The 23,982-nt window shown below is 63.2% G+C and carries 18 protein-coding genes and 1 pseudogene; 11 read left to right on the top strand and 8 right to left on the bottom strand.

Annotated elements, in window-relative coordinates:
• Window positions 1-10: 10 nt before the first annotated feature.
• Together lpxD and V1289_RS35265 are read right to left on the bottom strand one after the other, a co-directional pair.
• Window positions 11-1,090 carry a UDP-3-O-(3-hydroxymyristoyl)glucosamine N-acyltransferase gene (gene lpxD, locus V1289_RS35270; RefSeq protein ID WP_442896107.1) on the bottom strand — a complete coding sequence of 360 codons (1,080 nt, stop codon included), beginning with the start codon at window positions 1,088-1,090 and terminating at the stop codon, window positions 11-13.
• Between the two features lie 286 nt (window positions 1,091-1,376).
• Window positions 1,377-2,324, bottom strand: a complete 948-nt coding sequence (locus tag V1289_RS35265) for a ring-cleaving dioxygenase (protein ID WP_334403104.1) — start codon at window positions 2,322-2,324, stop codon at window positions 1,377-1,379.
• Window positions 2,325-2,452: 128 nt separating this feature from the next.
• Between V1289_RS35265 and V1289_RS35260 the strand changes: the two genes are divergently transcribed.
• The 9 genes and pseudogenes from V1289_RS35260 (at window position 2,453) to V1289_RS35220 (ending at window position 12,772) form a co-directional block, all read left to right on the top strand.
• Window positions 2,453-3,214: an enoyl-CoA hydratase-related protein gene (locus tag V1289_RS35260; RefSeq protein ID WP_334403102.1), complete on the top strand. Its 762-nt coding sequence runs from the start codon at window positions 2,453-2,455 to the stop codon at window positions 3,212-3,214.
• Window positions 3,215-3,260: 46 nt separating this feature from the next.
• Window positions 3,261-4,924: pseudogene (locus V1289_RS35255) on the top strand (bifunctional metallophosphatase/5'-nucleotidase).
• A gap of 99 nt (window positions 4,925-5,023) precedes the next feature.
• On the top strand, window positions 5,024-5,950 hold the full coding sequence (locus V1289_RS35250; protein WP_334403100.1) for a histone deacetylase family protein: 927 nt from the start codon (window positions 5,024-5,026) through the stop codon (window positions 5,948-5,950).
• A 177-nt stretch (window positions 5,951-6,127) separates the two neighbouring features.
• The gene (locus V1289_RS35245) at window positions 6,128-6,379 is read left to right on the top strand and encodes an exodeoxyribonuclease VII small subunit (protein ID WP_074279853.1); all 252 of its coding nucleotides are present in this window, start codon (window positions 6,128-6,130) and stop codon (window positions 6,377-6,379) included.
• A gap of 129 nt (window positions 6,380-6,508) precedes the next feature.
• Complete coding sequence (locus V1289_RS35240) at window positions 6,509-7,807, top strand: alpha/beta fold hydrolase (protein ID WP_334403096.1); 1,299 nt, start codon at window positions 6,509-6,511, stop codon at window positions 7,805-7,807.
• Window positions 7,808-8,155: 348 nt separating this feature from the next.
• Window positions 8,156-10,081: a 1-deoxy-D-xylulose-5-phosphate synthase gene (dxs, locus tag V1289_RS35235; protein WP_309183206.1), complete on the top strand. Its 1,926-nt coding sequence runs from the start codon at window positions 8,156-8,158 to the stop codon at window positions 10,079-10,081.
• A 132-nt stretch (window positions 10,082-10,213) separates the two neighbouring features.
• Entirely contained in the window at window positions 10,214-10,783 is a 570-nt protein-coding gene (locus V1289_RS35230; protein ID WP_334403093.1) for a nucleoside 2-deoxyribosyltransferase, read from the top strand.
• Complete coding sequence (locus tag V1289_RS35225) at window positions 10,780-11,535, top strand: TlyA family RNA methyltransferase (protein WP_334403090.1); 756 nt, start codon at window positions 10,780-10,782, stop codon at window positions 11,533-11,535. Before V1289_RS35230 ends, V1289_RS35225 begins: the two co-directional genes overlap by 4 nt.
• Window positions 11,528-12,772, top strand: coding sequence for a class I SAM-dependent RNA methyltransferase (locus tag V1289_RS35220; protein WP_334403087.1), 1,245 nt, complete (start codon window positions 11,528-11,530; stop codon window positions 12,770-12,772). The genes V1289_RS35225 and V1289_RS35220 overlap by 8 nt, the downstream gene beginning before the upstream one ends.
• A gap of 150 nt (window positions 12,773-12,922) precedes the next feature.
• Here V1289_RS35220 and nadC read toward each other — a convergent pair whose 3' ends face one another.
• The 5 genes from nadC to V1289_RS35195 all read right to left on the bottom strand — a co-directional run bounded on the left by nadC (window position 12,923) and on the right by V1289_RS35195 (window position 19,093).
• On the bottom strand, window positions 12,923-13,774 hold the full coding sequence (nadC, locus tag V1289_RS35215) for a carboxylating nicotinate-nucleotide diphosphorylase (protein WP_334403084.1): 852 nt from the start codon (window positions 13,772-13,774) through the stop codon (window positions 12,923-12,925).
• Window positions 13,775-13,788: 14 nt separating this feature from the next.
• The gene (locus V1289_RS35210) at window positions 13,789-15,321 is read right to left on the bottom strand and encodes an L-aspartate oxidase (protein WP_334403081.1); all 1,533 of its coding nucleotides are present in this window, start codon (window positions 15,319-15,321) and stop codon (window positions 13,789-13,791) included.
• Window positions 15,318-16,289 (bottom strand): quinolinate synthase NadA, encoded by a 972-nt coding sequence (gene nadA / locus V1289_RS35205; protein ID WP_334403079.1) that lies wholly within the window; start codon window positions 16,287-16,289, stop codon window positions 15,318-15,320. The genes V1289_RS35210 and nadA overlap by 4 nt, the downstream gene beginning before the upstream one ends.
• Window positions 16,290-16,355: 66 nt before the next feature.
• Complete coding sequence (locus tag V1289_RS35200) at window positions 16,356-17,309, bottom strand: NUDIX hydrolase (protein ID WP_334407797.1); 954 nt, start codon at window positions 17,307-17,309, stop codon at window positions 16,356-16,358.
• 119 nt (window positions 17,310-17,428) lie between these two features.
• The gene (locus V1289_RS35195) at window positions 17,429-19,093 is read right to left on the bottom strand and encodes a TadE/TadG family type IV pilus assembly protein (RefSeq protein WP_334403077.1); all 1,665 of its coding nucleotides are present in this window, start codon (window positions 19,091-19,093) and stop codon (window positions 17,429-17,431) included.
• Window positions 19,094-19,753: 660 nt separating this feature from the next.
• Here V1289_RS35195 and V1289_RS35190 point away from each other — a divergent pair.
• Complete coding sequence (locus V1289_RS35190) at window positions 19,754-21,490, top strand: ABC transporter permease (protein WP_334403075.1); 1,737 nt, start codon at window positions 19,754-19,756, stop codon at window positions 21,488-21,490.
• Window positions 21,491-21,503: 13 nt separating this feature from the next.
• Entirely contained in the window at window positions 21,504-22,814 is a 1,311-nt protein-coding gene (locus tag V1289_RS35185) for an ABC transporter ATP-binding protein (protein ID WP_334403072.1), read from the top strand.
• 465 nt (window positions 22,815-23,279) lie between these two features.
• On the opposite strand, the gene V1289_RS35180 is transcribed toward V1289_RS35185, so the two are convergent.
• On the bottom strand, window positions 23,280-23,756 hold the full coding sequence (locus tag V1289_RS35180; RefSeq protein ID WP_334403070.1) for a hypothetical protein: 477 nt from the start codon (window positions 23,754-23,756) through the stop codon (window positions 23,280-23,282).
• Between the last annotated feature and the right edge of the window lie 226 nt (window positions 23,757-23,982).

The following is a 23,982-nucleotide window of genomic DNA, read 5'->3' as shown; positions in this document are numbered from 1 at the left end:
GTATAATCGCCTAATCTTCCTGCGAAGGCTCTATCGCAGGCGCCGTCAGTTTGACGATGGGTGAGGCCAGCTGCTCGAGCGTAACCACCTCGCGCAGAAATTGTCGGAGCGGCTTGGCGTTGGGAAAGCCGCCCCAGAGCGCCCCTGCCGGAACGTCACGCATCACCGAGGATCTCGCCGCAAGCCGGGCGCCGCTTCCGACAGTGATGTGCTGGCGAATACCGACGCGGGCTCCGAGGACGACAAAGTCTCCCAAGGTTACGCTGCCGCTCAACCCGGATTGACCGGCGATGATGCAATGGCGACCGATGACAACGTTGTGGGCGATCTGGACGAGGTTGTCGATCTTGGTTCCCTCGCCAATAACCGTATTGCGAATCCCGCCCCGATCGACCGTCGTCCCCGCCCCGATCTCGACATCATGTTCAATCGCGACAATGCCGACCTGCGGCACCTTCAGATGTCCGGCGGCGCCCATGATGAAGCCGAACCCGTCCTGGCCGATGTGGCAACCCGGATGAATAATGACCCGATCGCCAACGATCGCATTCGTGATCGAACTGCCTGGACCGATCGAACAGTTCTGTCCGATCCGGACGTCCGGCCCAATGACGGCGTTGGCCCCGATCAACGTTCCAGCGCCGATGCTGGCCCGAGGTCCGATGACAGCACCGGGATCAGCCGTCACGCCGCGCGCGAGTCGGGCGGAGGCATGGACAGATGCGTTCGAGGCGATTCCGTCGGTTTCGAACAGCGACGCTGGCCGCAATGTATGAGGATGGAGTTCGCGCGCCACCAGCACGAAGCCTTTATAGGGCTCCGATGTCAGCAATACGACCAGTCCGCTCGGCACAAGAGACTGGAAATGCTGGTTTATCAACACGGCGCCGGCCCGCGTCGAGTTGAGCGCCCTGGCAAATTTCGCGTTATCCACAAAGGTCAGGTCGCACGCCTCTGCGAGATTAATCGGCGCGACATTCGTCATTCGCTGTGCGTGATTTGTGACACCCTGAAGCTCGGCGCCGGTCAAGGCCGCAATCTCGCCTACCGTTAGCCCGGGTGAGTGACGTAACGATTGCGGCTCGGTCAAATCATTCATCCCGGTAACGCGATCCGCAGCATCGCCCAGTCGACGAGAGCATGAGTTGCGTCCCGGAGCAACGTCGCAGATCGATCAAAGCGGAAGTCGATTGCGGCCGCTGATCGCATCAGTTGCGGCGATCGCCTTTATTTCCGGATATTTCCGCTTGAAGCATGCGGGGTGGATCAGGCGAGCTGCGTAGGGTGGGTAGAGCGAAGCGAAACCCACCAGCTCAGTCGCAAGCGGTCGATGGGTTTCGCTGCGCTCTACCCATCCTACAAGCTACGAGCAGCATTCACCCCAGCGGCTTCAGCCCTGCCTCGATCGCCGCGCGGCGCGGTTCGAGGAATGGCGGCAGCGCCAGTTTTTCGCCGAGCGTGTCCACCGGCTCGTCGGTGGCGAAGCCCGGGCCGTCGGTTGCGATCTCGAACAGGATGCCGTTGGGTTCGCGGAAATAAAGACTGCGGAAATAGAAGCGGTCGATCTCGCCGCTGTTGGGCACGCGAAGTTCGGTCAGCCGCTGCGTCCAGGCGTGATATTGCGCCTCGTCCGGCGTGCGGAACGCGACGTGATGTACGCCGCCGGCGCCCTGCCGCGCCACGGACAAATCCTTGGCTTCGATCAGATGCAGTTCGGCGGCCGGACCGCCCTCGCCCATCGCGAACACATGGACCTGCGCGTTCGCATCAGGCGCGGCATAATCGCGCAGGCGGCGCATGCTCATGACCTCGGTCAGCACGTCAGCGGTCCGCTCCAGGTCGCGCACGTTGAGCACGATCGGGCCAAGCCCGCGGATCTGGTGCTCGGCCGGCACCGCGCTGCGCTCCCACGGCGCGGCCGGTCCCACCCCGCCATCATCGACCAGCACCAGCCGCTGGCCCTCGCCATCCCAAAACGGCAAGGTCAGCCGGCCGTCGACTTCGACGATATCGCCGCTGTGCCCGCCCGCCTTTTTCAGGCGATCCCGCCAGTAACCAAGGCTGTTTTCGCCTGCGACGCGCAGGCCGGTGCGCGAAATGCTGTTGCTTCCACGCCGCTCGGGGGCGGCCGGAAAATCGAAAAAGGTCAGGTCGGTCCCGGGGTTGGCTTTGCCGTCGGCGTAGAACAGATGGTAGGCGCTGACGTCGTCCTGATTGACGGTCTTCTTCACCAGCCGCATCCCGAGCAGGCCGGTATAGAACGCCAGGTTCTCGCGCGGCTTCGCGGAAATCGCCGTCACATGGTGAATTCCGGCCAGCTGCATTGCATAGTCCCCAGGGTTGTTTCCCCGAAAAATCGAGCGCAGGCAGTTGGGCCTTTTCAGGGATCATGTAGGATACAACCTGGAGACTCGCCAGCGGCACCGTCGCCGCCCGTTCCAGGGACAGCTTCATGAGCGCGCATGTCATCATCACCGACGAAGCCGCCGCGCGCGTGATCAGGCTGCGCCGGCCCGAAAAGAAGAACGCGATCACCCAGGAAATGTATCGCGAGATGAGCGACGCCATCGACACTGCGCAGAACAATCCAAAGATCCGCTGCATCACCATCACCGGCGGCTCCGGCGTGTTCACCGCGGGCAACGATATCGAGGATCTCCTGCACGAGGGCACCTCCAGGACCGACCCGCCGCGCGCCTCCAACCTGGTCAAGTTTCTTTATTCGCTGGCGCACAACGTCAAGCCGATCGTCGCGGCCGTGGACGGCGTCGCGATGGGTATCGGCACCACCATGCTGTTCCACTGCGATTACGTGCTCGCCAGCAAGACCGCGACGTTTTCGACGCCCTTCAGCAATTTCGGCCTGGTGCCGGAGGGGGCATCGAGCCTGCTGATGCCGCGCAGCATGGGTCAGCAGCGGGCGTTTGCGATGCTGGTGATGGGGCGCACCATGACGGCCGACGAAGCGCGCGTCGCCGGCTTCGTCAACGTCGTGGTGGCGCCCGGCCATGCCGAGGTCGAGGCGCGCAAGGTGGCGCGCGAGATCTGCGCACTGCCGGCGGAAGCGGTGGCGATCTCGCGCAGACTGTTGAGATTGCCCCCCGAGGATGTCACCCGCCGGATCGATCAGGAAAACCATCTGTTCACCGAGCGGATGCGCTCCACCGAGGCGATTTCCGCTTTCCAGGCGTTCGTCGCACGCACGAAGGAGTGAACGGCTGCGTCGCAAGAATATTGTGCCGCCCCTCCATGGTCACGTCATGAGATGCTTCCGCCTTGCGCTCCTCGTCGCCGCAATCCTGTCGCTCGCCGCCGCTCCCTGCCAGTCCCAGACCGCGGCGCCGGTCGAATTGCGGATTCTTGCGATCAACGATTTTCACGGCAACCTTCGCCCGCCGCCGGGCGGTATCCGGATCACCGATCCCGATGACAAGACCAAAAAGATCATCATGCGCGCGGGCGGCGCCGAACGCATGGCGACGCTGGTCAATCAGCTCCGCGAGGGTCACAGCAATACGATCTTCGTCGCGGCCGGTGACCTGATCGGCGCGAGCCCGTTCCTGTCGGCGATGTTCCACGATGAGCCGACCATCGAATCGCTGTCGATGATGGGGCTGGCGCTTTCCTCCGTCGGTAATCACGAATTCGACGAGGGCAAGGACGAGTTGCTGCGGATGCAGAACGGCGGCTGCCACCCGGTCGACAAGTGCCAGGGACCGCACCCCTTCCCCGGCGCCAAATTCCACTATCTCGCCGCCAGCACGATCGACACCGGCACCGGCAAAACGGTGTTCCCGCCTTACGAAATCAGGACGTTCGGAGGCATCCCGGTCGCCTTCATCGGCCTGACCTTGAAGGGCACGCCGAACATCATCTCGCCGGTGAGTGCGGCCGGGCTCGAATTCCGCGACGAGGCGGACACGGTGAACGCGCTGATCCCGGAATTGAAAGCGCGCGGCGTCGAGGCGATCGTGGTGCTGATCCATGAAGGCGGCACGCCGACCGGCGACTATAACGAGTGCCCGGGCATTTCCGGCCCGATCGTCGACATCGTCAGGAAATTCGATCGCGCGGTCGACGTCGTGGTCTCCGGCCATACCCATCAGGCCTATGTCTGCGAGATCGACGGACGGCTGGTCACCTCGGGCGACAAATACGGCACGCTGGTCACCGCGATCGACCTCAAGCTCGATCCGGTACGCGCGACGTCGTCAGCGCCAAAGCCGACAACACCATCGTTCGCACCGCGACCCTTGCCAAGGACGCCGAACAGACCGCGCTGCTCGAAGCTTACGACAAGGTCGCAGCACCGCTCGCCAACCGTCCGGCCGGTTCGGTGACCGACACGCTGTCGCGCGTCCCCAACAACGCCGGCGAGAGCCCGCTCGGCGATATCGTCGCCGATGCCCAGCTGGCCGCGACCAGCGCGGGCGCCAACGGCGGCGCCGTGATGGCCTTCACCAATCCGGGCGGCGTGCGCACCGACATCGCCCGGAAAGAAGACGGCCGGGTCACCTACGCCGATATCTTCGCGAGCCAGCCGTTCCGCAACCAGCTGGTCACGCTGACGCTGACCGGAAAACAGATCAAGGACATGCTCGAGCAGCAATGGCTTGACCCGAAACGGCCGCGGATTCTGCAGATCTCGAAAGGATTCGCCTACGCCTGGGACAGCGCCAGGCCGGATGGCGATCGCATCCTCGCCGACCGGATGTCGCTGAATGGGACACCGATCGATCCCGCGGCAAGCTATCGCGTGACGGTCAATAACTTCCTCTCCGTCGGCGGCGACGGCTTTACCGTGTTCAGGGACGGAAAGGCGCCACAGTTCGGCGTCTACGATGTCGATGCGCTGGATATCTATTTCCACATCCATAGTCCGGTCGCACCCGCCGCGGCCGATCGGATCGTCCGGATCAACTGACCGCGGCGCGCCTGGCCCGCGCAGGGCTCTTTCGGAGCGGCTGATGACCGCCTAGATTAGCCGCTCCTCGCACGGGCGTTTCGTACGCCGGGATCACGCATGACGCTTCTTCTGACCCATCCCGCCTCTCTCGACCATCTCACGCCGCCGGGACATCCGGAGCGGCCCGACCGGCTGCGCGCGGTTGGCGAGGTGCTGGCGGAAGACCGCTTCAGTCCGCTGGCGCGCGGCGAAACGCCGGAAGGCAATCTCGATCAGGTGATGCTCTGTCACGACGGACACTATGTCGAGGAACTCCGGCATATCGCGCCTTCAAGCGGCCTGATCTATCTCGACGGCGACACCTCGATGTCGCCGGGCACCTGGGAAGCGGTGATGCGCGGCGTCGGCGGCGCGGTCGCCGCGACCGACGCCGTGATGTCGGGGACCCATCACAATGCGTTCGTCGCCGTCCGCCCTCCCGGCCATCACGCCGAGATCAACAAGCCGATGGGCTTCTGCTTTTTCGACAACGTCGCCATCGCCGCGCGTCACGCCCAGCGCAAATATGGCATCGGCCGCGCCGCGATCGTCGATTTCGATGTCCATCACGGCAATGGCACCCAGGATATCTTCTGGGCCGATCCGACCGTGATGTATTGCTCGACGCACCAGATGCCGCTGTTTCCCGGCACCGGTGCAAGCGGCGAGCGCGGCGAGCACGACACCATCGTCAATGCGCCGCTCGCCTCCGAGGACGGTGGCCCCAGGTTCCGCGCCGCGTTCGAAAACCTGATTCTGCCGCAGTTGCAGAAATTCGGCCCCGAACTGATCATCATCTCCGCCGGCTTCGATGCGCATTATCGCGATCCGCTGGCCTCGCTCAATCTGAGGGCGGAGGATTTCGGCTGGGTCACCCGCAAGCTGATGGATCTCGCGGCGACCAGCGCCGGCGGCCGGGTTGTGTCGGTGCTCGAGGGCGGCTACGACCTGCAGGGGCTGAAAGAGTCGGTTGCGGCGCATGTCACCGCATTGATGGGCGCGTGAAACCCCGCCACAATACGCCCGTAAAAATTCGCTTGATTCTGCGCCGGGAAGAGCATGATCCGGACCTGGAAGGCCGCGTTAGCGCAAAGTGGGAACCGGTTTTCCCTCGCGACAAACGCGAAAGCGTTTGCGCGGAGATCATGCTCCAACTGAAGAGATCGCATCCGGGAACGCAATATGGCCGAAAACACCCAAGTGGACGTCAAGAAGCTGAGCTTTGAGCGCGCGATCGAGGAGCTTGAAACGATCGTCAAGCGGCTCGAGGACGGCAAGGTGCCGCTGGAGGAGTCGGTCGCGATCTATGAGCGCGGCGAGGCCCTGAAGCGGCGCTGCGAGGAACTGCTGCGGCAGGCCGAGGCGCGCGTCGACAAGATCACCACCGACGCCTCGGGCCAGGTGACCGGAACCGAGCCGCTCGACGTTCAATAGCGCAGGCCGCGCTGCAACAGTCGAGAACATTCGGCGAATCCAGCGTCCGCCATCCCCGACGAGGGCCGAAATAGCTCTTGGCGCGTTCGATGGGCTGCTATAGTCCCGCCACCACCCCGGGGGGACTACGTGCGCGTTCAGCACCGCCATATCATCTATATTCAGGGATACGATCCGCGCGGCCTCGCGCAATACTACCGCATGTTCCGGACCGAACTGCGGAAATTCGGCCGGCTCTATCAGCTTTCGGCCACCATCAGCCGGCCCAAGGTCGCAGCCGATGACGAGATCGCGTCCTGGACGATCGAGACCAAGGCGGACGACTGGCAGACCCACACCGCTTACGACTTCCTGCAATTTGAGGACTTCATCCAGCGCGACCTCGCCTCCCCGATCTGGCGCACGGTATTCCACTCCGTGTGGATCTACTGGCGGCTGGTCTTCAACGGCACCATCGCGCGGTTCACCAGGGCCAACTGGCGGTTTGCGACCTTTATCACCTACCCGCATTTCGTGCTGCTGTTGGAGGCCATATGCGCCGCAGGCATCGCCTTTGTGTTCCAGAAAGGCCTCGACGCGCTCGGCATCCCCGGACTTATCAGCATTGCGGCCGCGGCCGCGATATTCGTGGCCCTGCTCGGCACCGTCCTGAAATACACCGAAAACAGCACCTATGTGCTCTATCTCCTGTCCGACTGGATCTGGACCTGGGAATTCTCGCACCGTCAGCGCCCCGAATGGGACCAGCGCATCGACCGCTTCGCGCAGCATCTGGTCGACGTCGCGCGCGCCAGCGAGGCGGAAGAAATCGTCATCGTCGGCCACAGCTCGGGATCGTTCCTGGGAACTGAAATGCTGGCGCGCGCGCTCAAGCTCGATCCCGCCTTGGGGCGTCATGGCCCGCGCCTCGTGCTGCTGACGATCGGCGGAAATTTCCCGATCGTCGGGTTCCATGCTGCCGCACAGGATTTCCGCGATCATCTCAGGCTGCTGGCGGTCGAACCGTCCATTGACTGGATCGACTGCCAAGCGCGCAAGGACGTGATGAACTTCTACCAGTTCGATCCGATCAAAAGTCACGGCATCGATGTCGGGAGCGCCGGACGCAACCCCACCATCGTGCCGGTCCGTTTCCGCGACATCGTCAAGTCCGACCATTACGAGAGCTTCCGCTGGCAGTTCTTCCGCGTGCACTTCCAGTTCGTCATGGCCAACGAACGGCCGAATGCCTACGATTTCTTCATGATCGTCTGCGGACCGATCCCGCTGAGCGAACGCATGGCTGCCCCCGACGCAGCGCTGGCGATCGCGACCGGCGACCAGGCTGCCCGCGAATGCGGCTGGAAAATGATCGAAACGGCCACAACCGTGGCTTCGGATGCCGCCGAATTGGGCGAGATGGAACCTTCGGCGCGCCGCAGCGGTTAAAAAATCGAGATTATTCAAACCTTCGTCGGGGAACCCGCCGGTTTCGCGGGTTGGCTTTGACTGCCGCTTTGGTGTAAAGCTTGCAGTTCTATGGGCTGTTGAGAGCAGCCTGCCGCTGATTTCCGACGGCAGTAAGCACTTCAAAAGCCTAAGAAAACTGGCCGGGAAGGGTAAAGCGACCCACGTGATGCATATCACATGGTTCGATCCGGAGTGCATCCAGGCGTTCAAATCAGGCACCGGCCTGCCGAGATGGCACCCGGTGTCTGGATTTTTCACTGCGCGGTTAATGCGCAACCCATCTCGCGTTGGGCCGTTCGTCCCGACATGTAAAATTGGAATATCGCTGTGACCACATTCAGTAAAACGCCGCTTCTCGACACCATCCGCACGCCCGACGACCTTCGCCGGCTCAAAATCGAGCAGGTGCAGCAGGTGGCCGACGAGCTGCGTCAGGAGACCATCGACGCGGTTTCCGTGACCGGCGGCCATTTCGGCGCCGGCCTCGGCGTGGTCGAACTGACCACCGCGATCCATTATATCTTCGACACCCCGCGCGACCGCCTGATCTGGGACGTCGGCCATCAGGCGTATCCGCACAAGATCCTGACCGGCCGCCGCGACCGTATCCGCACGCTGCGCACCGGCGGCGGATTGAGCGGTTTCACCAAGCGCACCGAGAGCGACTACGATCCGTTCGGCGCCGCGCACTCCTCGACCTCGATTTCGGCCGGCCTCGGCATGGCGGTGGCGCGCGACCTCTCCGGCGGCAAGAACAACGTCATCGCCGTGATCGGCGACGGCGCAATGTCCGCGGGCATGGCCTACGAGGCCATGAACAACGCCGGCGCCATGAACTCGCGCCTGATCGTCATCCTCAACGACAACGACATGTCGATTGCGCCGCCGGTCGGCGCCATGAGCGCGTACCTGTCGCGGCTCTATTCGGGCAAGACCTACCGCACGCTGCGCGAGGCGGCCAAGCAGATCAACAAGCGCCTGCCGAAGATCATCGCCAACCGCGCCAACCGCGTCGAAGAATATTCCCGCGGCTTCATGATGGACGGCGGCACGCTGTTCGAGGAACTCGGCTTTTATTATGTCGGCCCGATCGACGGCCATAACCTCGACCATCTGCTCCCCGTGCTGAAGAACGTTCGCGACATGGAGACCGGCCCGATCCTGGTCCACGTCGTGACGCAAAAAGGCAAGGGCTACGGTCCGGCGGAAGCGGCAGCCGACAAATACCACGCCGTGGTCAAGTTCGACGTCGCCACCGGCGCGCAAGCCAAGGCCAAGCCGAACGCGCCGGCCTACCAGAACGTGTTCGGCCAGAGCCTGGTCAAGGAAGCCGAGAAGGACGAAAAGATCGTCGCCATCACCGCGGCAATGCCGTCCGGTACCGGCGTCGACATCTTCAACAAGGCGTTCCCGAACCGCACCTTCGACGTCGGCATCGCCGAGCAGCACGCGGTGACCTTCGCCGCCGGCCTTGCCACCGAAGGCTACAAGCCGTTCTGCGCGATCTACTCGACCTTCCTGCAGCGCGGCTACGACCAGGTGGTCCATGATGTCGCGATCCAGAGCCTGCCGGTTCGTTTCGCGATCGACCGCGCCGGCCTGGTCGGCGCCGACGGCGCCACCCATGCAGGTTCCTTTGACAACGCCTATCTCGGCTGCCTGCCGAACTTCGTCATCATGGCCGCCTCCGACGAGGCCGAGCTGGTGCACATGGTCGCCACCCAGGTTGCGATCAACGATCGCCCAAGCGCGGTGCGCTATCCGCGCGGCGAAGGTCGCGGCGTCGAAATGCCCGAGTTCGGTGTGCCCCTGGAGATCGGCAAGGGCCGCATCGTCAAGCAGGGCAACAAGATTGCGCTGCTGTCGTTCGGCACCCGTCTGGCCGAATGCGAAAAGGCCGCCGACGAGCTCGCCGCTCACGGCCTTTCCACCACCATTGCCGACGCGCGCTTCATGAAGCCGCTGGATGTCGAGCTGGTGCTGAAACTGGCGCGCGAGCATGAAGTTCTGCTCACCATCGAAGAGGGTTCGATCGGCGGATTCGGTTCGCATGTCATGCAGACGCTGGCGGAGCACGGCATGCTCGACGGCGGCTTGAGGATGCGTGCGATGATACTGCCCGACGAGTTCATAGACCACGATTCGCCGAATGCGATGTATGCCCACGCCGGCCTCGACGCCAAGGGCATCGTCGCCAAGGTGTTCGACGCGCTCGGCAAGGATTACAAGGCCGAGACGGTCAAGCTCGCCTGACACCGGCGGCGCTTCGGTTGCGATTGAATCGGAACCGAAGCTGAAACTTTTTTGATGCGTATTCTTGACGCGAGCCGGATTCCACCCCCGGATCAGTCCGAGGGCATGCTTCGCTCGAAAACGCGATGGGCCATGAAAATCTATCTGGCAGGCCCCGATGTGTTCCTGCCGGACGCGCTTGAGATTGGACGGCGCAAAGCCGAGATCTGCGCGCGTCACGGGCTGGTCGGACTTTATCCGCTCGATAACGCGGTCGACCTGTCGACCCCTGAGGCCTCGCTCACGATCTTCAAAGCCAATGAGGCAATGATGGAGGCGGCCGACGCCATCATCGCCAATTTGACGCCGTTTCGCGGCCCCAGTGCCGACGCAGGCACCGTCTACGAACTCGGTTACATGACGGGCCGCGGCAAGCTGTGTCTCGCCTACAGCAACGACCCCTCGTCATACAAGCAGCGCGTTGCGCGCCGATATGACGTGAAAACATCGCCCGATGGCCGCCTGATCGACCCGGAGGGACTGACGGTGGAAGATTTTGGCCTGCCCGACAATCTCATGATGATGCACGCGCTCGATCTGCACGGTTGTCCGCTGGTCGCGCCAAAGATCGCTTCTGCGGATCTCTGGCATGATCTCACCTCGTTCGACGCCTGCGTTCGCCTCGCCGCGGATCGCGAAACAAGCAAATCGGACCGAAATTGACCAACAAGCGCGAAATCGAGCCAACTCCCCGCAAGCGCGCCGACGTCGTGCTGGTCGAGCGCGGCCTGTTCGAAAGCCGCGCCCGGGCGCGGGCGGCGATCGAGGCCGGCGGCGTGATCGCCGACGGCAAGCCGGTGCTGAAAGCCTCGGAAACCATCGCCGCCGATGCGGAATTGTCGGCGCAGCCCGCGCATCCCTATGTCTCACGCGGCGGCGTCAAGCTTGCGGGCGCGCTGGAGCAATATCCCATCGACATCGAGAACCATGTCTGCCTCGACGTCGGCGCATCGACCGGCGGCTTCACCGAAGTATTGCTGGCGAACGGCGCCAGCCTCGTCTTCGCCGTCGATGTCGGTCACGGCCAGTTGCATCCCTCGCTGCAGAACCATCCCAAAATCGTGTCGATGGAAGCGACCGATATCCGCAGCTTCGAGGGCAAGCGCCTGCCCGCCCGGCCCGACATCGTCGTCATCGACGTCAGCTTCATTTCACTGAAAGCCGTGCTGCCGGTGGCGCTGTCGCTGGCGGCCGCGCCGATGAGTCTTCTGGCGCTGATCAAGCCGCAATTCGAGGCGTCGCGAAAGCATTCCAAGCACGGCATCATCCGCAATGCGATGGTGCATCAGGAAATCTGCGACGACATCACGGCGTTCGCGGCTTCGCTCGGATGCACCGATATCCAGGTGTTTCCGTCCTCGATTACCGGCGGCGACGGCAATATCGAATTCTTCCTCGGCGCGCGCCGTGGCTGAGCACCTCGTCATCGATCATGTCGGTCATTTCGCCGACGGCGTCGCCCTCGCCGGCGGCGGGAACGTCTATGTGCCGTATACGCTTGGCGGCGAGACCGTTGAGGTGGCGCCGGTGCCGGGCCATCCCGACCGCCGCCGTCTGGTGCAAGTCGAGCACGCAAGCCCGGAACGGATCACGCCGTTCTGTCCGCACTTTGCCATCTGCGGCGGCTGCGCGATCCAGCATTGGGAAAGCGGGCACTACCGTGCCTGGAAGCGCAATCTGGTGGTCGAGATGCTCGCGCAGGCAAAACTTGATTGCGAAGTTCATCCGCTGATCGACGCCCACGGCCTCGGCCGGCGGCGCGTCACCTTGCACGCGCGGATGGGGACGCACGAGGTGCTCAAGGTGGGTTTCGCGGCGGCCGGCTCCCACGACATCATTCCGGTCGACCGCTGCCCGATCCTTAGCCCCGGCCTCGACGGCGCGCTCGATGCAGCATGGGCGCTGGCCGAACCGCTGATATCGACCGGGAAGCCGCTCGACATCCAGATCACGGCGACCGACACCGGCCTCGATGTCGACGTGCGCGGCTCCGGTCCGGTACCCACCAAAACCATCGCGACGTTATCGCGCGTGACGGAACAGCATCGCCTGGCGCGGCTGACGCGCCATGGCGAACTGGTGCTGATGCGGACGCCACCGGCGATCACGGCAGGCACCGCGCAGGTGATCCTGCCGCCGGGCTCGTTCCTGCAGCCCACCGTCGCCGGTGAAGAGGCATTGGCCGCGCTGGTGGCGGATCATTGCGTGCGCGCCAAATATATCGCCGACCTGTTTTGCGGGGTCGGACCGTTCGCGCTTCGCCTGGCCCGGAAGTCGCGGATCGCGGCCTTCGACAGCGATGCCGGCGCGGTGGCCGCGCTGCAGAAGGCGGCGGCATCGACTTCGGGATTGAAGCCGCTCAAGGCGGAGGCGCGCGATCTGTTCCGGCGGCCGCTGATGCCGCAGGAACTGCGCGACTACGACACCATCGTGTTCGATCCGCCGCGGCAGGGCGCGCAGGCGCAAGCAACCCAACTTGCCGCCAGCAAGGTCGCGACGGTGGTCGCGGTGTCCTGCAACGTCGCGACCCTCATACGCGACGCAAAAATCCTGATCGATGGCGGCTATACCATCGAAGGCGTCACTCCGGTCGACCAGTTTCGCCACACCCCGCACGTCGAGCTGGTGGCAAGGTTCGTGCGCAAGCGCTGAGGTCGCCTCGCCCCGCTTGCGGGGAGAGGTCGGATTGCGAAGCAATCCGGGTGAGGGGGACTATCCGCGAGCAAGTACGTTGAGAGAGCCCCTCACCCCAACCCTCTCCCCGCAAGCGCGGGGCGAGGGAGAAGAGAGACCTTCCCCGTTTCAATTCCTGAAATCTAACCCGATGTCGAGAACGCTGACACTATGGGTCAGCCAGCCGATCGAGATCAGGTCGACGCCGGTGGCGGCGATCGACGGCGCGGTGGCGGGCGTGATGCGGCCGGAGGCTTCCGTCACCGCGCCGCCGGCGACCATCGCGACCGCCTTGGACAGGGTTTCCGGGTTCATGTTGTCGAGCAGCACGGCATCGACGCCGTGATCGAGCGCCTCGCGCAGCTGGTCCAGCGTATCGACCTCGAGTTCGATCTTGATGAGATGGCCGACGCCTTGTTTGGCGCGCTTCAACGCCTCGGTGACGCTGCCGGCGATCGCGACATGGTTGTCCTTGATCAAGACCGCATCGTCGAGACCGAACCGGTGATTGCTGCCGCCGCCGACCCGCACCGCGTATTTCTCGATCGCGCGCAAACCCGGCGTGGTCTTGCGCGTGCAGACGATGTCGGTCCTGGTGTCCCGGACCGCCGCCACTACGCTTGCGGTTGCGGTCGCGATGCCGCTGAGGCGGCACAGCAAATTCAGCGCGACCCGCTCCGCCGTCAAAATGCCGCGCGCCGGGCCGGAGATGGTGGCGATCACATCGCCCGGGGCGAGCGCTGCGCCATCGCCACGTTCGACGCGCATCTCGATCGCCGGATCGATGAGCTGAAAGGCCAGCCGCGCCAGATCGAGGCCTGCGACCACACCGGGCTGGCGGGCCACCAGGACCGTCGTCGCGCGGTGCGCCGCCGGCACGATCGCATCGGTGGTGAGATCGCCGGCCCGGCCGAGATCTTCAAGCAGCGCCATGCGAACCAAAGGCTCAATCATGACCGTCGGGAGCGGCGAAGGCGTCATGGTGTTTCCTTAAATCAGATGACCGGGTCGGGAACGAAGTCCCTCGCCGCCTCGAGGGCATCATCGAGGCGCAGCGTCGATCGCCGCGCGGTGTCGGCGTGTTCGGGAAAATCGGTGCGGGCATGCGCGCCGCGGCTTTCCCGGCGGCGCAGGGCTGACATCACGATCATCAGGCCGACGATCGCGGGATCGCTTGCCGCCTGGTGCGAGACCGCGAGCGGATAGAGCGCCCGAGCCGCCGCGCGAAGGCCGTCGGCATCGCGCAAGACGCCGGCGGCCCGCGACAGGATCGGACGAACTGAAGTTGCATCGCTGCGGATGGCACTGCCATCGGGCAGCCGCGGCTGGCGCCGCCTGGCCGACGCCGATGCGGCGATATCCTGCGCGACCCAGCTGCCGCACACCGCCGCTTCAAGCAGCGAATTGCTGGCGAGCCGGTTGGCGCCGTGCAGGCCGGTGCAGGCAACCTCGCCGCAGGCCCAGAGCCCGTCGACCGACGTCCGCCCGCGCGGGTCCACGGCAATGCCGCCCATGTGATAATGCGCCGCGGGACGGATCGGAATCGCTTGCGTGACCGGATCGATGCCGGCCTCGCGGCAAAGCGCGGTGATGGTCGGAAAGCGCCGCGCCATATCCAGTCCGCCGACATTTCGTGCATCGAGAAACACCCGGTGTCCGGCCGCCAGATGCCGCCACACCGCGCGCGCCACGACGTCGCGCGGCGCCAGCTCCGCCCCGGGCTCGTTCGCCATGAAGCGGTCGCCGCGCTCGTCGACCAGGATCGCGCCCTCGCCCCGCACCGCCTCGCTGATCAGCTTTAGCGGGAAGGATTGACTGTCGAGCGCGGTCGGGTGGAATTGAATGAATTCGAGATCGGCCATGGCGGCGCCGGCGCGGGCGGCCAGCGCGATGCCCTGGCCAAAGGACGCGGCGGGATTGGTGGTGTGCAGGAACAGCCCGCCGATGCCGCCGGTCGCGATCACGACGCGATCGGTGGCGAACACGACTGGCCCCTGCGCGGTCTCGCAGAGAACCCCGCGCACGGCGTTGTCGTCGACGATCAGGCGCCGCGCGGCCGTCGCCTCGCACACCGTGATCGAGGGCGTCTCGTCAACCTTGCGCGCCAGCGCGCGGATGATGTCGCGGCCGGTCGCGTCACCGCCGGCATGAACGATCCGGCGCCGCGAATGCGCGGCCTCGAGACCGAGAAGGATGTTGCCGCCGGCGTCGCGGTCGAATTCGACGCCATGCCGCACCAGTTGCGCGATCGCCGCCGGCGCCGACGCGAGAATGGCGGATGCGATCGCCTCGTCGCAAAGCCCGTCGCCGGCGGCCAGCGTATCCTTGAGATGCAGCGACATGTCGTCGTCGGCGCCGAGACTGGCGGCGATGCCGCCCTGCGCGAGGGCGCTGGACGCCTCAAAGCCCAGCGGCGCCCTGGTCAGCAGCAGCACGGGTTGCGGCGCCAGCGCCAGCGCGGCCGTCAATCCGGCAAGGCCGCCGCCGATGATCACCGCCGCGCCGTCGGTATCGTGAATGGCTGTCATTTTACCTCCAGCATCCGCTCGACCGCGAGGCGTGCGCGCGCGGCGATGCCGTCGTCAATCGTGACCTGGTGCTGCGTCGTCTCCAGCGCATGGCGGATATTGCCAAGCGTGATCCGCTTCATGTGCGGGCAGAGATTGCAGGGCCGGATGAATTCGAGATCGGGGTACTGGATCGCGATGTTGTCGCTCATCGAGCATTCCGTCAGCAACACCACGCGTGGCGGCCGCTGTTTGGCGACATAGGAGGATATCGCCGCCGTGGAGCCGGCAAAATCGGCCTCGGCCAGCACCTCGGGCGGACATTCCGGATGCGCGAGCACGACGATGCCCGGATGATTTTCGCGCAATTGCCGCACTTCCTCGGCGCTGAAGCGCTCGTGCACTTCGCAATGCCCGGTCCAGGTGATCACCTTGACCTTGGTCTCGGCGGCAATGTTCCTGGCGAGATATTCGTCGGGCAGCATGATGACGCGCTCGACGCCGAGCGACTCGATCACGGCCCGCGCATTGCCCGACGTGCAGCAGATGTCGGATTCGGCCTTCACCGCGGCCGACGTGTTCACGTAAGTGACGATCGGAACGCCGGGATAGCTTTGCCGCAACAGCCGGACGTCTTCGGGCGTGATCGAATCCGCCAGCGAACAACCGGCGCCGCGATCCGGGATCAGCACCGTCTTGGATGGATTGAGCAGTTTGGCGGTCTCGGCCATGAAATGAACGCCGGCGAGCACGATGACATCGGCTTCGACATGCATCGCCTCGCGCGCCAAAGCGAGACTGTCGCCGACGATGTCGGCCACGCAGTGGAAGATCTCGGGCGTCTGGTAATTATGCGCGAGGATGACGGCGTTGCGGTCCCGCTTCAGCGCAAGGATCGCGTCGATATCGCCTGCGAAGGCCGGCCATTCGATCGCGGGGATCGCGTGGCTTACTTTTGCGTAGAGTCGATCTGAGCTGAATTGTTCCATTGCCGGCACCATAAGTTATACTCCAATCGAGTACATGCCTTATGATGATATTGAGTATAAGCCTTGTCAAGTGGCAATGGGCAATTTGCTCCCGGTGATGGCCCGTTCCGCGAATACCGCGCGGCGGAACCGGAACAATTTTGCCGGACGGCCACCGGTATCGAGGCTCATTTCGCCAGTCTCCTCAACCAGTTCCTGCCCTTCGATCAGGCGGCGGAAATTCTGCTTGTAGAGCAGCCGTCCGGCCAGCGCCTCGATGCAACGCTGCAATTGCAGCAGCGTGAACGTCTCCGGCATCAATTCGAACACCACCGGATGGTATTTGATCTTGGCCCGCAGCCTTGCAATGCCGGTGGCCAGAATCCGGCGGTGATCGAGGATCATGGCATGGCCGGGGGCAGCGACGGCCTCCTTGTCAGGCACCGGCGCGGAAGCACGGCCGCGCAACGCCTCCGGAATCAAACCCGCCTCGTAGAGAAGTTCGTAGCGCTGCAGAACGAGATCCTCGTTCCAGGCATGGTCGTCGAACCCGAACAGCATCGCCGCGCGTTGCCGGCGCACCAGCCGCGCGGCCTTGTCCGGCGTCGCCGATACAAAGGCCATCAGGCCCCGCCGCAGCGTTTTCTCGATCAGCGGCGGAGGCCCGAGACGATGATCCTCCCAGGGGAAGTAGTCATACCAACTGCGCCAGCTTGCCTCATGTTCGCCGGCGGCCGGCTGCTCACGCGTGAGGCCGAGATAGCTGACGGAAATGACGTGCTTGGCGGTGACGCCGGCGCGATCGCGGTCGGCGAAGGTGTACAACTGCTCGACATAGCCCAGCGGCAGCCGCGTTTGCCGCTCGACCCAGGCGCGCAACCCCGACTGCAGCGAGCGATGGTCCAGTTCGAACGGGCCGGAAGGCAGCGCGGACTGATCCTGAATCGTCAGCACACGCGGTTCGCCCGAGGTCACGGCCACCAGCACCGCGACCAGTTCGGCCGCAATGCCGTGTTCGGATGGAGCCTTCGCGCGAATCATTTCCGCCCTGGATTTGGTGCGGTCACGATGATCCACGGTCCCGCCGCCGACGCAAGGGCGCGATCGCGCGAAAGCCGCGCGCGATGCCTGGTTCGGTCAGAGAGCGAGCCGGCTCTCGCTCAGTTCGTGATATGCGCGGTCTTCAGCGCCTGGTCGAACATTTTCTTCAGGGCATCGTTGATGCCCGTCGGGGTGCCGGCCGAGAAGTAGAAGTTCGGCGATGCGCAGGCTTGAAGACTCGGGGCAATGTTCGGAATGTTGTTGTTGGCGTAGTCGTCTTCGTCACCGGCAAAGGTTGTGTTCACCGGGTTGATCGTCTGGTAGGGAATGTTGAGGACGGAAATGATGATGCCGCGGTTCTTGATGGTCGTGCAGATGCCGGGGTAGGCGTTGACGAGGTCAGTTAGCACGGTGGCGTGGTTGCTGCCGTGCCAACTGCCATTGACGTCCTTGTATTGGTTGTCTTGTGCGCCATCGGTGACGAGGAAGATAAAAGGCTGCGTATTACTCGACGTGCTGCCGTCGCCGACGCTGACGATCAGATTGTTCAAGCTGTTGAGCGCATTGTCGATATGGGTGCCGCCCGAACCAAGAGTTGCATTCAAATTGGTATCAAGCTCCGTGGCGAGATTTGCGGCGGCATAGTTGATGGTGCCGGGCGTCGAAGCACTGCCATTGATAGTTTTGGTCAGCGGAGAATAACTCTTATCGATATCCGTGATGAACGGATAGAGCCCGATCCGGAATTGATCGGTCACCTTCTCGTCGGCGTTGGCCTTGATGAACAATTGGGTCAGGGCGAAGCCGACCGCGTCGAGGCGCAACTGGATGCAGGCGTCGGTGCCGTCGGTCGGGCAGGAGGTAGCCGCCGTCAGGCTGTACGGCAGGCTGCTGGTGTTGCCGGTAATCAGCGAATTCGGCGAGCCAGGAGTAACCGTCGTATTCAGGCCGGAAAGCATCGCCACCGGCAAGCCAGGAACCTGCTTCTTGACGGACGAGGTCGACGCCTGGTTGATGAGGGCACTGAGCGCGCTCTGACTGAGGCGCGAATACACATAGCCCATGCAATAATTGTTCGTATTGTATTGCTGACTGTAGTTGGAATTGGTAGCGGGATTGGAAGCGGGAGCGGCAGGGGGTGTGACAGGGGGATCGACGCACGCGCTCTTTTGCGGGGCAAAATGGCAGGCCAGGGTACAGCCGGTGCGGTATTGGACCCAGTTATCCGGGCTGATCGACTGCATCCGCACGGCTTCGGCCGGTGTCGACGGCAGGCCCATCGATCCCGAAACGTCCAGCGCCAGATAAAAATCGAGATAGGGCGGCAGCGAGGCAGTCGATTTCGAGACACCGGTCACCGTCAGTTTTTGAAACCCAACCACCCTCATAAAGTTGGTCGGCACGTCGGCACTGAACGAGACGTTGGATGTCAGCTTGATGCCGGTTTTCGTGACCACGCTGGTACGAGTCAAATTCGTGTAACCGGTGATCGTGCCGACGTTGCCGTCAAAGATGTTATTGGCCTCGGTGACGCCGGCCGTAACCGAGCCATCGCTCGACATGAGCGCGGCCGCGGTAAACCCGGCCGATTTCTGGGAAAGCGAGGCGACGCTGGCGGCGTCGGCCGCCGATTGCAGCTTCGCCCTCATTCTGGTCGCCATCGAGTAGTCCACCGCACACCCCATCGCCGAGATCAGCGGTACCACCGCGATCCCGAAAATCATCGCGACATTGGCGCGTTTATCCCTGCGGAAACGGTCAATCAGGCGAAAGAAACTGGGCATGTGAGGGGCCTATCCGGTTTTGAAATCCGGCAATTTTTACCGCTAAAGAATTAAGCGTGGCTTATCGCGACCAACGAAAGACGGATGATTGCCTAACGAAATGGCACACTGTATTGCCGTGGCGAACATCATGCCAATCCGCTTCGCCTTTCGCACATTCGATCCGGCGAGCCCCCGCCGCAGGTTGCGGCAGCTTGTGCCGGCGCGGCCAAAGGCGATCAATCCGGCCTTCAGGACATGCTGCCGAGGAGAAATCCGGAGCTCTGTCATCATTTTACGGTCGGGTTTGTATGGATAGACGTAAGGGTCGGGAGGTTAACGAAATCGGAATCGACGTTGCTTCGCGGAAATCGCCGGATCGTCTATTGCAACTGCGAACGATTCGCATCAGCGCTGGTGAAGAACGGCGCCTCTCCTGGCTATGGCTTTTGACGCGATCATCGGCAACTCCGGACGGAGGAAATCGATTGCTTCATTTCCTTGCCGGCAGCGCGCCGACATGATTGCGGTGATGCCTGCGCTGCAAAAAATTCACACGATGATTCGCCGCAGCCGACCGGACGTATTCGCGGACGCCGGGCTTGATCGGGCTCGCACGCGATGGCCGTGCAGTCACGGCGGACACGGTGATGATGACGAATTCTGGACAAGGCGGCAGTAATGACCCTTCAAGAGATTCTGTCGCCGAGATTGGGGCAGGCGCTGCGGCCCAACGTCTGGGACGCCGTCGCGCTGGTGCTCGTGATCGGCGCCATGGTGCTCATTGTCTATGGTGGCGAGCAGACCGCCCTTCCCTTGTCGGCGCTCGATGTTGATCCGGTAACGCTCGATCCGGCGCATCTGCCGGCCTATGCGTTGCGGACGACGATGCGGATGTTGCTGGCCATCGTCTGCTCGATCATCTTCACCTTCATCTATGCGGCCCTCGCCGCCAAGAGCCGGCGCGCCGAGATGGTGCTGATCCCGCTGCTCGACATCCTGCAGTCGGTGCCGATCCTCGGCTTCCTCACCTTCACCGTGGTGTTCTTCCTGAATCTGTTCCCCGGCCAGGTGTTCGGCGCCGAACTCGCCTGCGTGTTCGCGATCTTCACCAGCCAGGCCTGGAACATGACGTTCAGCATGTATCAGTCGATGCGCAATGTCCCGAAGGACCTGGAAGAGGCGTCGCAAAGCTTTCACCTCAACGGATGGCAGCGCTTCTGGCGGCTCGACGTACCCTTCGCCATGCCGGGCCTGATCTGGAATACGATGATGTCGATGTCGGGCGGATGGTTCTTCGTGGTGGCGTCCGAAGCGATCACGGTCGGCAACACCACGGTCACGTTGCCGGGTATCGGCTCCTATGTCGCGCTGGCCATCAAACAGCAGAATCTCGCCGCGATCGGCTACGCCCTCCTGGCCATGTTTCTGGTCATCCTCGCCTACGACCAGTTGCTGTTTCGCCCCGTGGTGGCCTGGGCCGACAAATTCCGCTTCGAGCAGACCGCCTCGGCGAGCGCGCCGGCATCCTGGATGCTCGACCTGTTTCGCCGGACGCGCGCGCTTCGCGTCCTGACTTACCCGTTCGCGGCGCTCAACAAGGCCATCTCGAATTTGCACATCGGGCTTCCAGGCCGATTCAAAACGGCAACGAGACGCGGCCGCCAGCCGTCACGCATCGTCGACGCCGTCTGGCTTGCCATCGTCATTGCATGCACCGGCGACGCGGCCTGGCGGATCTATCGATATCTCTCGGCGACGTTGGGCCCATCGGACCTGTTCAGCGCCGTCGGATACGGCTTCATTACGCTGGCGCGTGTGATCGTGCTGATTGCGCTGGCGACGCTGATATGGGTGCCGGTCGGGGTCTGGATCGGACTTCGGCCGAAATTGGCCGAGCGAATCCAGCCGCTGGCGCAGTTCCTGGCCGCGTTTCCCGCCAACCTTGCCTTTCCGGTCTTTGTGGTGATGATCGTTCGCTACGGCCTGAACACCAACGTCTGGCTCAGCCCGCTGATGATCTTGGGCACCCAGTGGTATATCCTGTTCAACGTCATCGCAGGCGCCAGCGCGTTCCCGACCGATCTTCGGGAGGCTGCCGGCAGCTTCCATCTGAAGGGATGGCGGTGGTGGATCAAGGTCATCCTGCCCGGAATTTTTCCGTACTACATCACCGGTGCGATCACCGCGTCGGGCGGGTCATGGAATGCCGCCATCGTCGCGGAGGTCGCAAGCTGGGGCGATACCCATCTGACGGCTACCGGCCTCGGCGCCTATATAGCGACCGCGACCGAGGCCGGCGACTTCCCCCGGGTCGTCCTCGGCATCGCCATCATGTGCGTGCTGGTGACGCTCTTCAACCGGCTGTTCTGGAGGCCGCTCTATGCCTTCGCCGAACGCCGTCTTCGCCTCGGCTGATCAGGAGAAACCGATGCTCGATCAACTCAATCAGGCCAGCCTGCTCGACATCCGCGGCGTCTGCCGGTCATTTCCGAAAGGCAGCGGCGAGGAATTGCTGGTCCTCGAAAAAGTCGATCTGACGGTTCATTCCGGTGAAATCGTCGGCCTGCTCGGCCGGTCCGGCTCGGGCAAGTCGACGCTGCTGCGGATTATCGCCGGCCTGATCGCGCCGTCGTCGGGCGATGCCAAATGCCGCGGCGAGACGATCATGGGACCGCCGAACGGCGTCTCGATGGTGTTTCAGTCGTTTGCGCTGTTTCCCTGGCTGACGGTTCTGCAGAACGTCGAACTGGGACTGGAGGCGCTTGGAATCGACAGCGTCGAACGCCGCACGCGCGCGCTGGCGGCGATCGACCTGATCGGTCTCGACGGCTTCGAGTCCGCCTACCCCAAGGAATTGTCGGGCGGGATGCGCCAGCGCGTCGGATTTGCGCGGGCGCTGGTGGTTCATCCGGACCTGCTCTTGATGGACGAGCCGTTTTCGGCGCTCGACGTGCTGACCGCCGAGACGCTGCGTACCGACATGGTCGATCTCTGGATCGAAGGCCGGTTGCCGATCAAGTCGGTGCTGATGGTGACGCACAACATCGAGGAAGCGGTATTGATGTGCGACCGTATTCTCGTCTTCTCGTCCAATCCCGGCCGGATCGCGGCCGAGATCAGGGTCGACCTGCCGCACCCGCGCAATCGTCTCGATCCGGCATTCCGGCAGCTGGTCGACAGCATCTATGCCCGCATGACGCAGCGCGCGGAGCCCAAGACGCCGGCCATCGAGGGCATCCCCGGCAGCGGCGTCGGCATGATCCTCCAGCACGTCTCATCGAACGTGCTGTCGGGCCTGATCGAGACGCTCGCGGGACCACCCTATGCAGGGCATGCGGACCTGCCGGTGCTCGCCAACAGCCTGCAACTCGAAGCCGACGAAATATTCCACCTCGGCGAATCCCTGCAATTGCTGAGATTTGCCCAGCTGAGCGAAGGCGACCTCATGCTGACGGACGCCGGCAAGCGCTTTGCCCATCTCGAGACCGACGCCCGCAAGAAACTGTTCGCCGAACATCTCATCAACTATGTGCCGGTGATGGGCCTGATCCGCCGCGTCCTCGACGAGCGGCCTTCGCACTCGGCGCCGGTTGCGCGCTTCCGCAACGAGCTCGAGGACTACATGGCGGAAGATCAGGCCGACGAAACGCTCAAGACCATCGTGTCGTGGGGACGTTACGCGGAACTGTTCGCCTATGACGAGCAGTCGGAACTGTTCAGCCTGGAAAATCCGCATTAAGCGGATGGAACGTAGCGATCCTGCGCCTCCCTAACATACAGGTCGCATGGCCCAGCACGCGCTCGGCGTGATCGCTGGGCCCCCTGCGCGGCTCATCATGGATCGACCGGTCCGACGTAAATCGTGCAAGACCCCGCGTGACATGGGCTCACGGTCGGTCTCGCCTCTTAGCGCATCACGGGCTCTCTTGGCTTGGAAAAGCCGTTCGATGCGCTGCTCGGGGTCATTTCCATGTCCGAATTGCTATTTTTTTCCTATGCGATGCCGAGCCAGTTCACCTCGCATTCTTATGGCGCAATTGGCACAACATGCGCGTTAGATTTGTGAGGAAGCCGCGATGGCCGCAATGCGGCACCATCAACCGACATCATCACCGTCGAAACCGGTGCAATGAGCGCCGTGCCGTTGACAGGCCTAGATCTTTCTCCGCCACGACCGCCAGATCATTCGAATAGTTTTCGTCCTCTAGATTCCGACATCGTCAGTGAGGCGATCCCGACATTCTTCGTCGGGCAGAACAACCAAGGCTTCTGGGTCGTTCGTGAAGCCCGGGGACGGATTGGCGGTATCTTCCTGTTCAGGGGCTCCGCCCGGTCGTTTGCCAGGAAGAAGTGCGGCCCAGCCGGATGCGCAACAATATTCTTGTCCGAGCCGTTCGAGCTCGACCTCAGAAACAGGGGTAATCCGTTTGTCGCACGCCTGGCGCCGCTGGTACGGCTGGCGACACATGTGAAGCGCCGATTCAAGGAATTTCACGTTGTTTGATTGAAGCCGCCAAATCTCGCATTTCAGCAAAAGGGATAAAATGAGGATAGTTCTGGCACTGGCCATTTTTACGATACCTGCATCCGCGATTGCCGAAGAATTACCACGCCCCGCAAAGCCATCGCGCGTACCGCTGGTTTGCACGAAATCCAGCGAGCATATCTCGGGGCTGAACAAGACTTGCTACTACACCTGCGCCAAATCGGATGGGGCCATGACGGTACCAACGTATGAGGCTTGCCCGAGTTGGACGCCTCGCTGGCGATTAACCCGAACCGCGCATTTCAGGTCAGGTGGAAGCTCGCGAGAATAGCCTGCGAGGATGGCAATCGATTTCGGGCGTTTGATTATCGATGCACGCCCCCTGCAGTATCAAAATCCATTCGAGACGGTCCCGATCGGC

It is taken from the genome of Bradyrhizobium sp. AZCC 2289 (assembly GCF_036924615.1).
Taxonomy (GTDB): domain Bacteria; phylum Pseudomonadota; class Alphaproteobacteria; order Rhizobiales; family Xanthobacteraceae; genus Bradyrhizobium.
Note: the sequence above shows the minus strand (reverse complement) of the source record. Positions and strands in the feature narration are given on the sequence as shown.

Bases quoted from the DNA above. Each gene is read 5' to 3' on its own strand.
- V1289_RS35265 (WP_334403104.1), bottom strand. From the start codon at position 2,324: ATGCAGCTGGCCGGAATTCACCATGTGACGGCGATTTCCGCGAAGCCG.
- V1289_RS35260 (WP_334403102.1), top strand. From the start codon at position 2,453: ATGAGCGCGCATGTCATCATCACCGACGAAGCCGCCGCGCGCGTGATC.
- V1289_RS35250 (WP_334403100.1), top strand. From the start codon at position 5,024: ATGACGCTTCTTCTGACCCATCCCGCCTCTCTCGACCATCTCACGCCG.
- V1289_RS35245 (WP_074279853.1), top strand. From the start codon at position 6,128: ATGGCCGAAAACACCCAAGTGGACGTCAAGAAGCTGAGCTTTGAGCGC.
- V1289_RS35230 (WP_334403093.1), top strand. From the start codon at position 10,214: ATGAAAATCTATCTGGCAGGCCCCGATGTGTTCCTGCCGGACGCGCTT.
- nadC (WP_334403084.1), bottom strand. From the start codon at position 13,774: ATGACGCCTTCGCCGCTCCCGACGGTCATGATTGAGCCTTTGGTTCGC.
- V1289_RS35210 (WP_334403081.1), bottom strand. From the start codon at position 15,321: ATGACAGCCATTCACGATACCGACGGCGCGGCGGTGATCATCGGCGGC.
- nadA (WP_334403079.1), bottom strand. From the start codon at position 16,289: ATGGAACAATTCAGCTCAGATCGACTCTACGCAAAAGTAAGCCACGCG.
- V1289_RS35200 (WP_334407797.1), bottom strand. From the start codon at position 17,309: ATGATTCGCGCGAAGGCTCCATCCGAACACGGCATTGCGGCCGAACTG.
- V1289_RS35195 (WP_334403077.1), bottom strand. From the start codon at position 19,093: ATGCCCAGTTTCTTTCGCCTGATTGACCGTTTCCGCAGGGATAAACGC.
- V1289_RS35190 (WP_334403075.1), top strand. From the start codon at position 19,754: ATGACCCTTCAAGAGATTCTGTCGCCGAGATTGGGGCAGGCGCTGCGG.
- V1289_RS35185 (WP_334403072.1), top strand. From the start codon at position 21,504: ATGCTCGATCAACTCAATCAGGCCAGCCTGCTCGACATCCGCGGCGTC.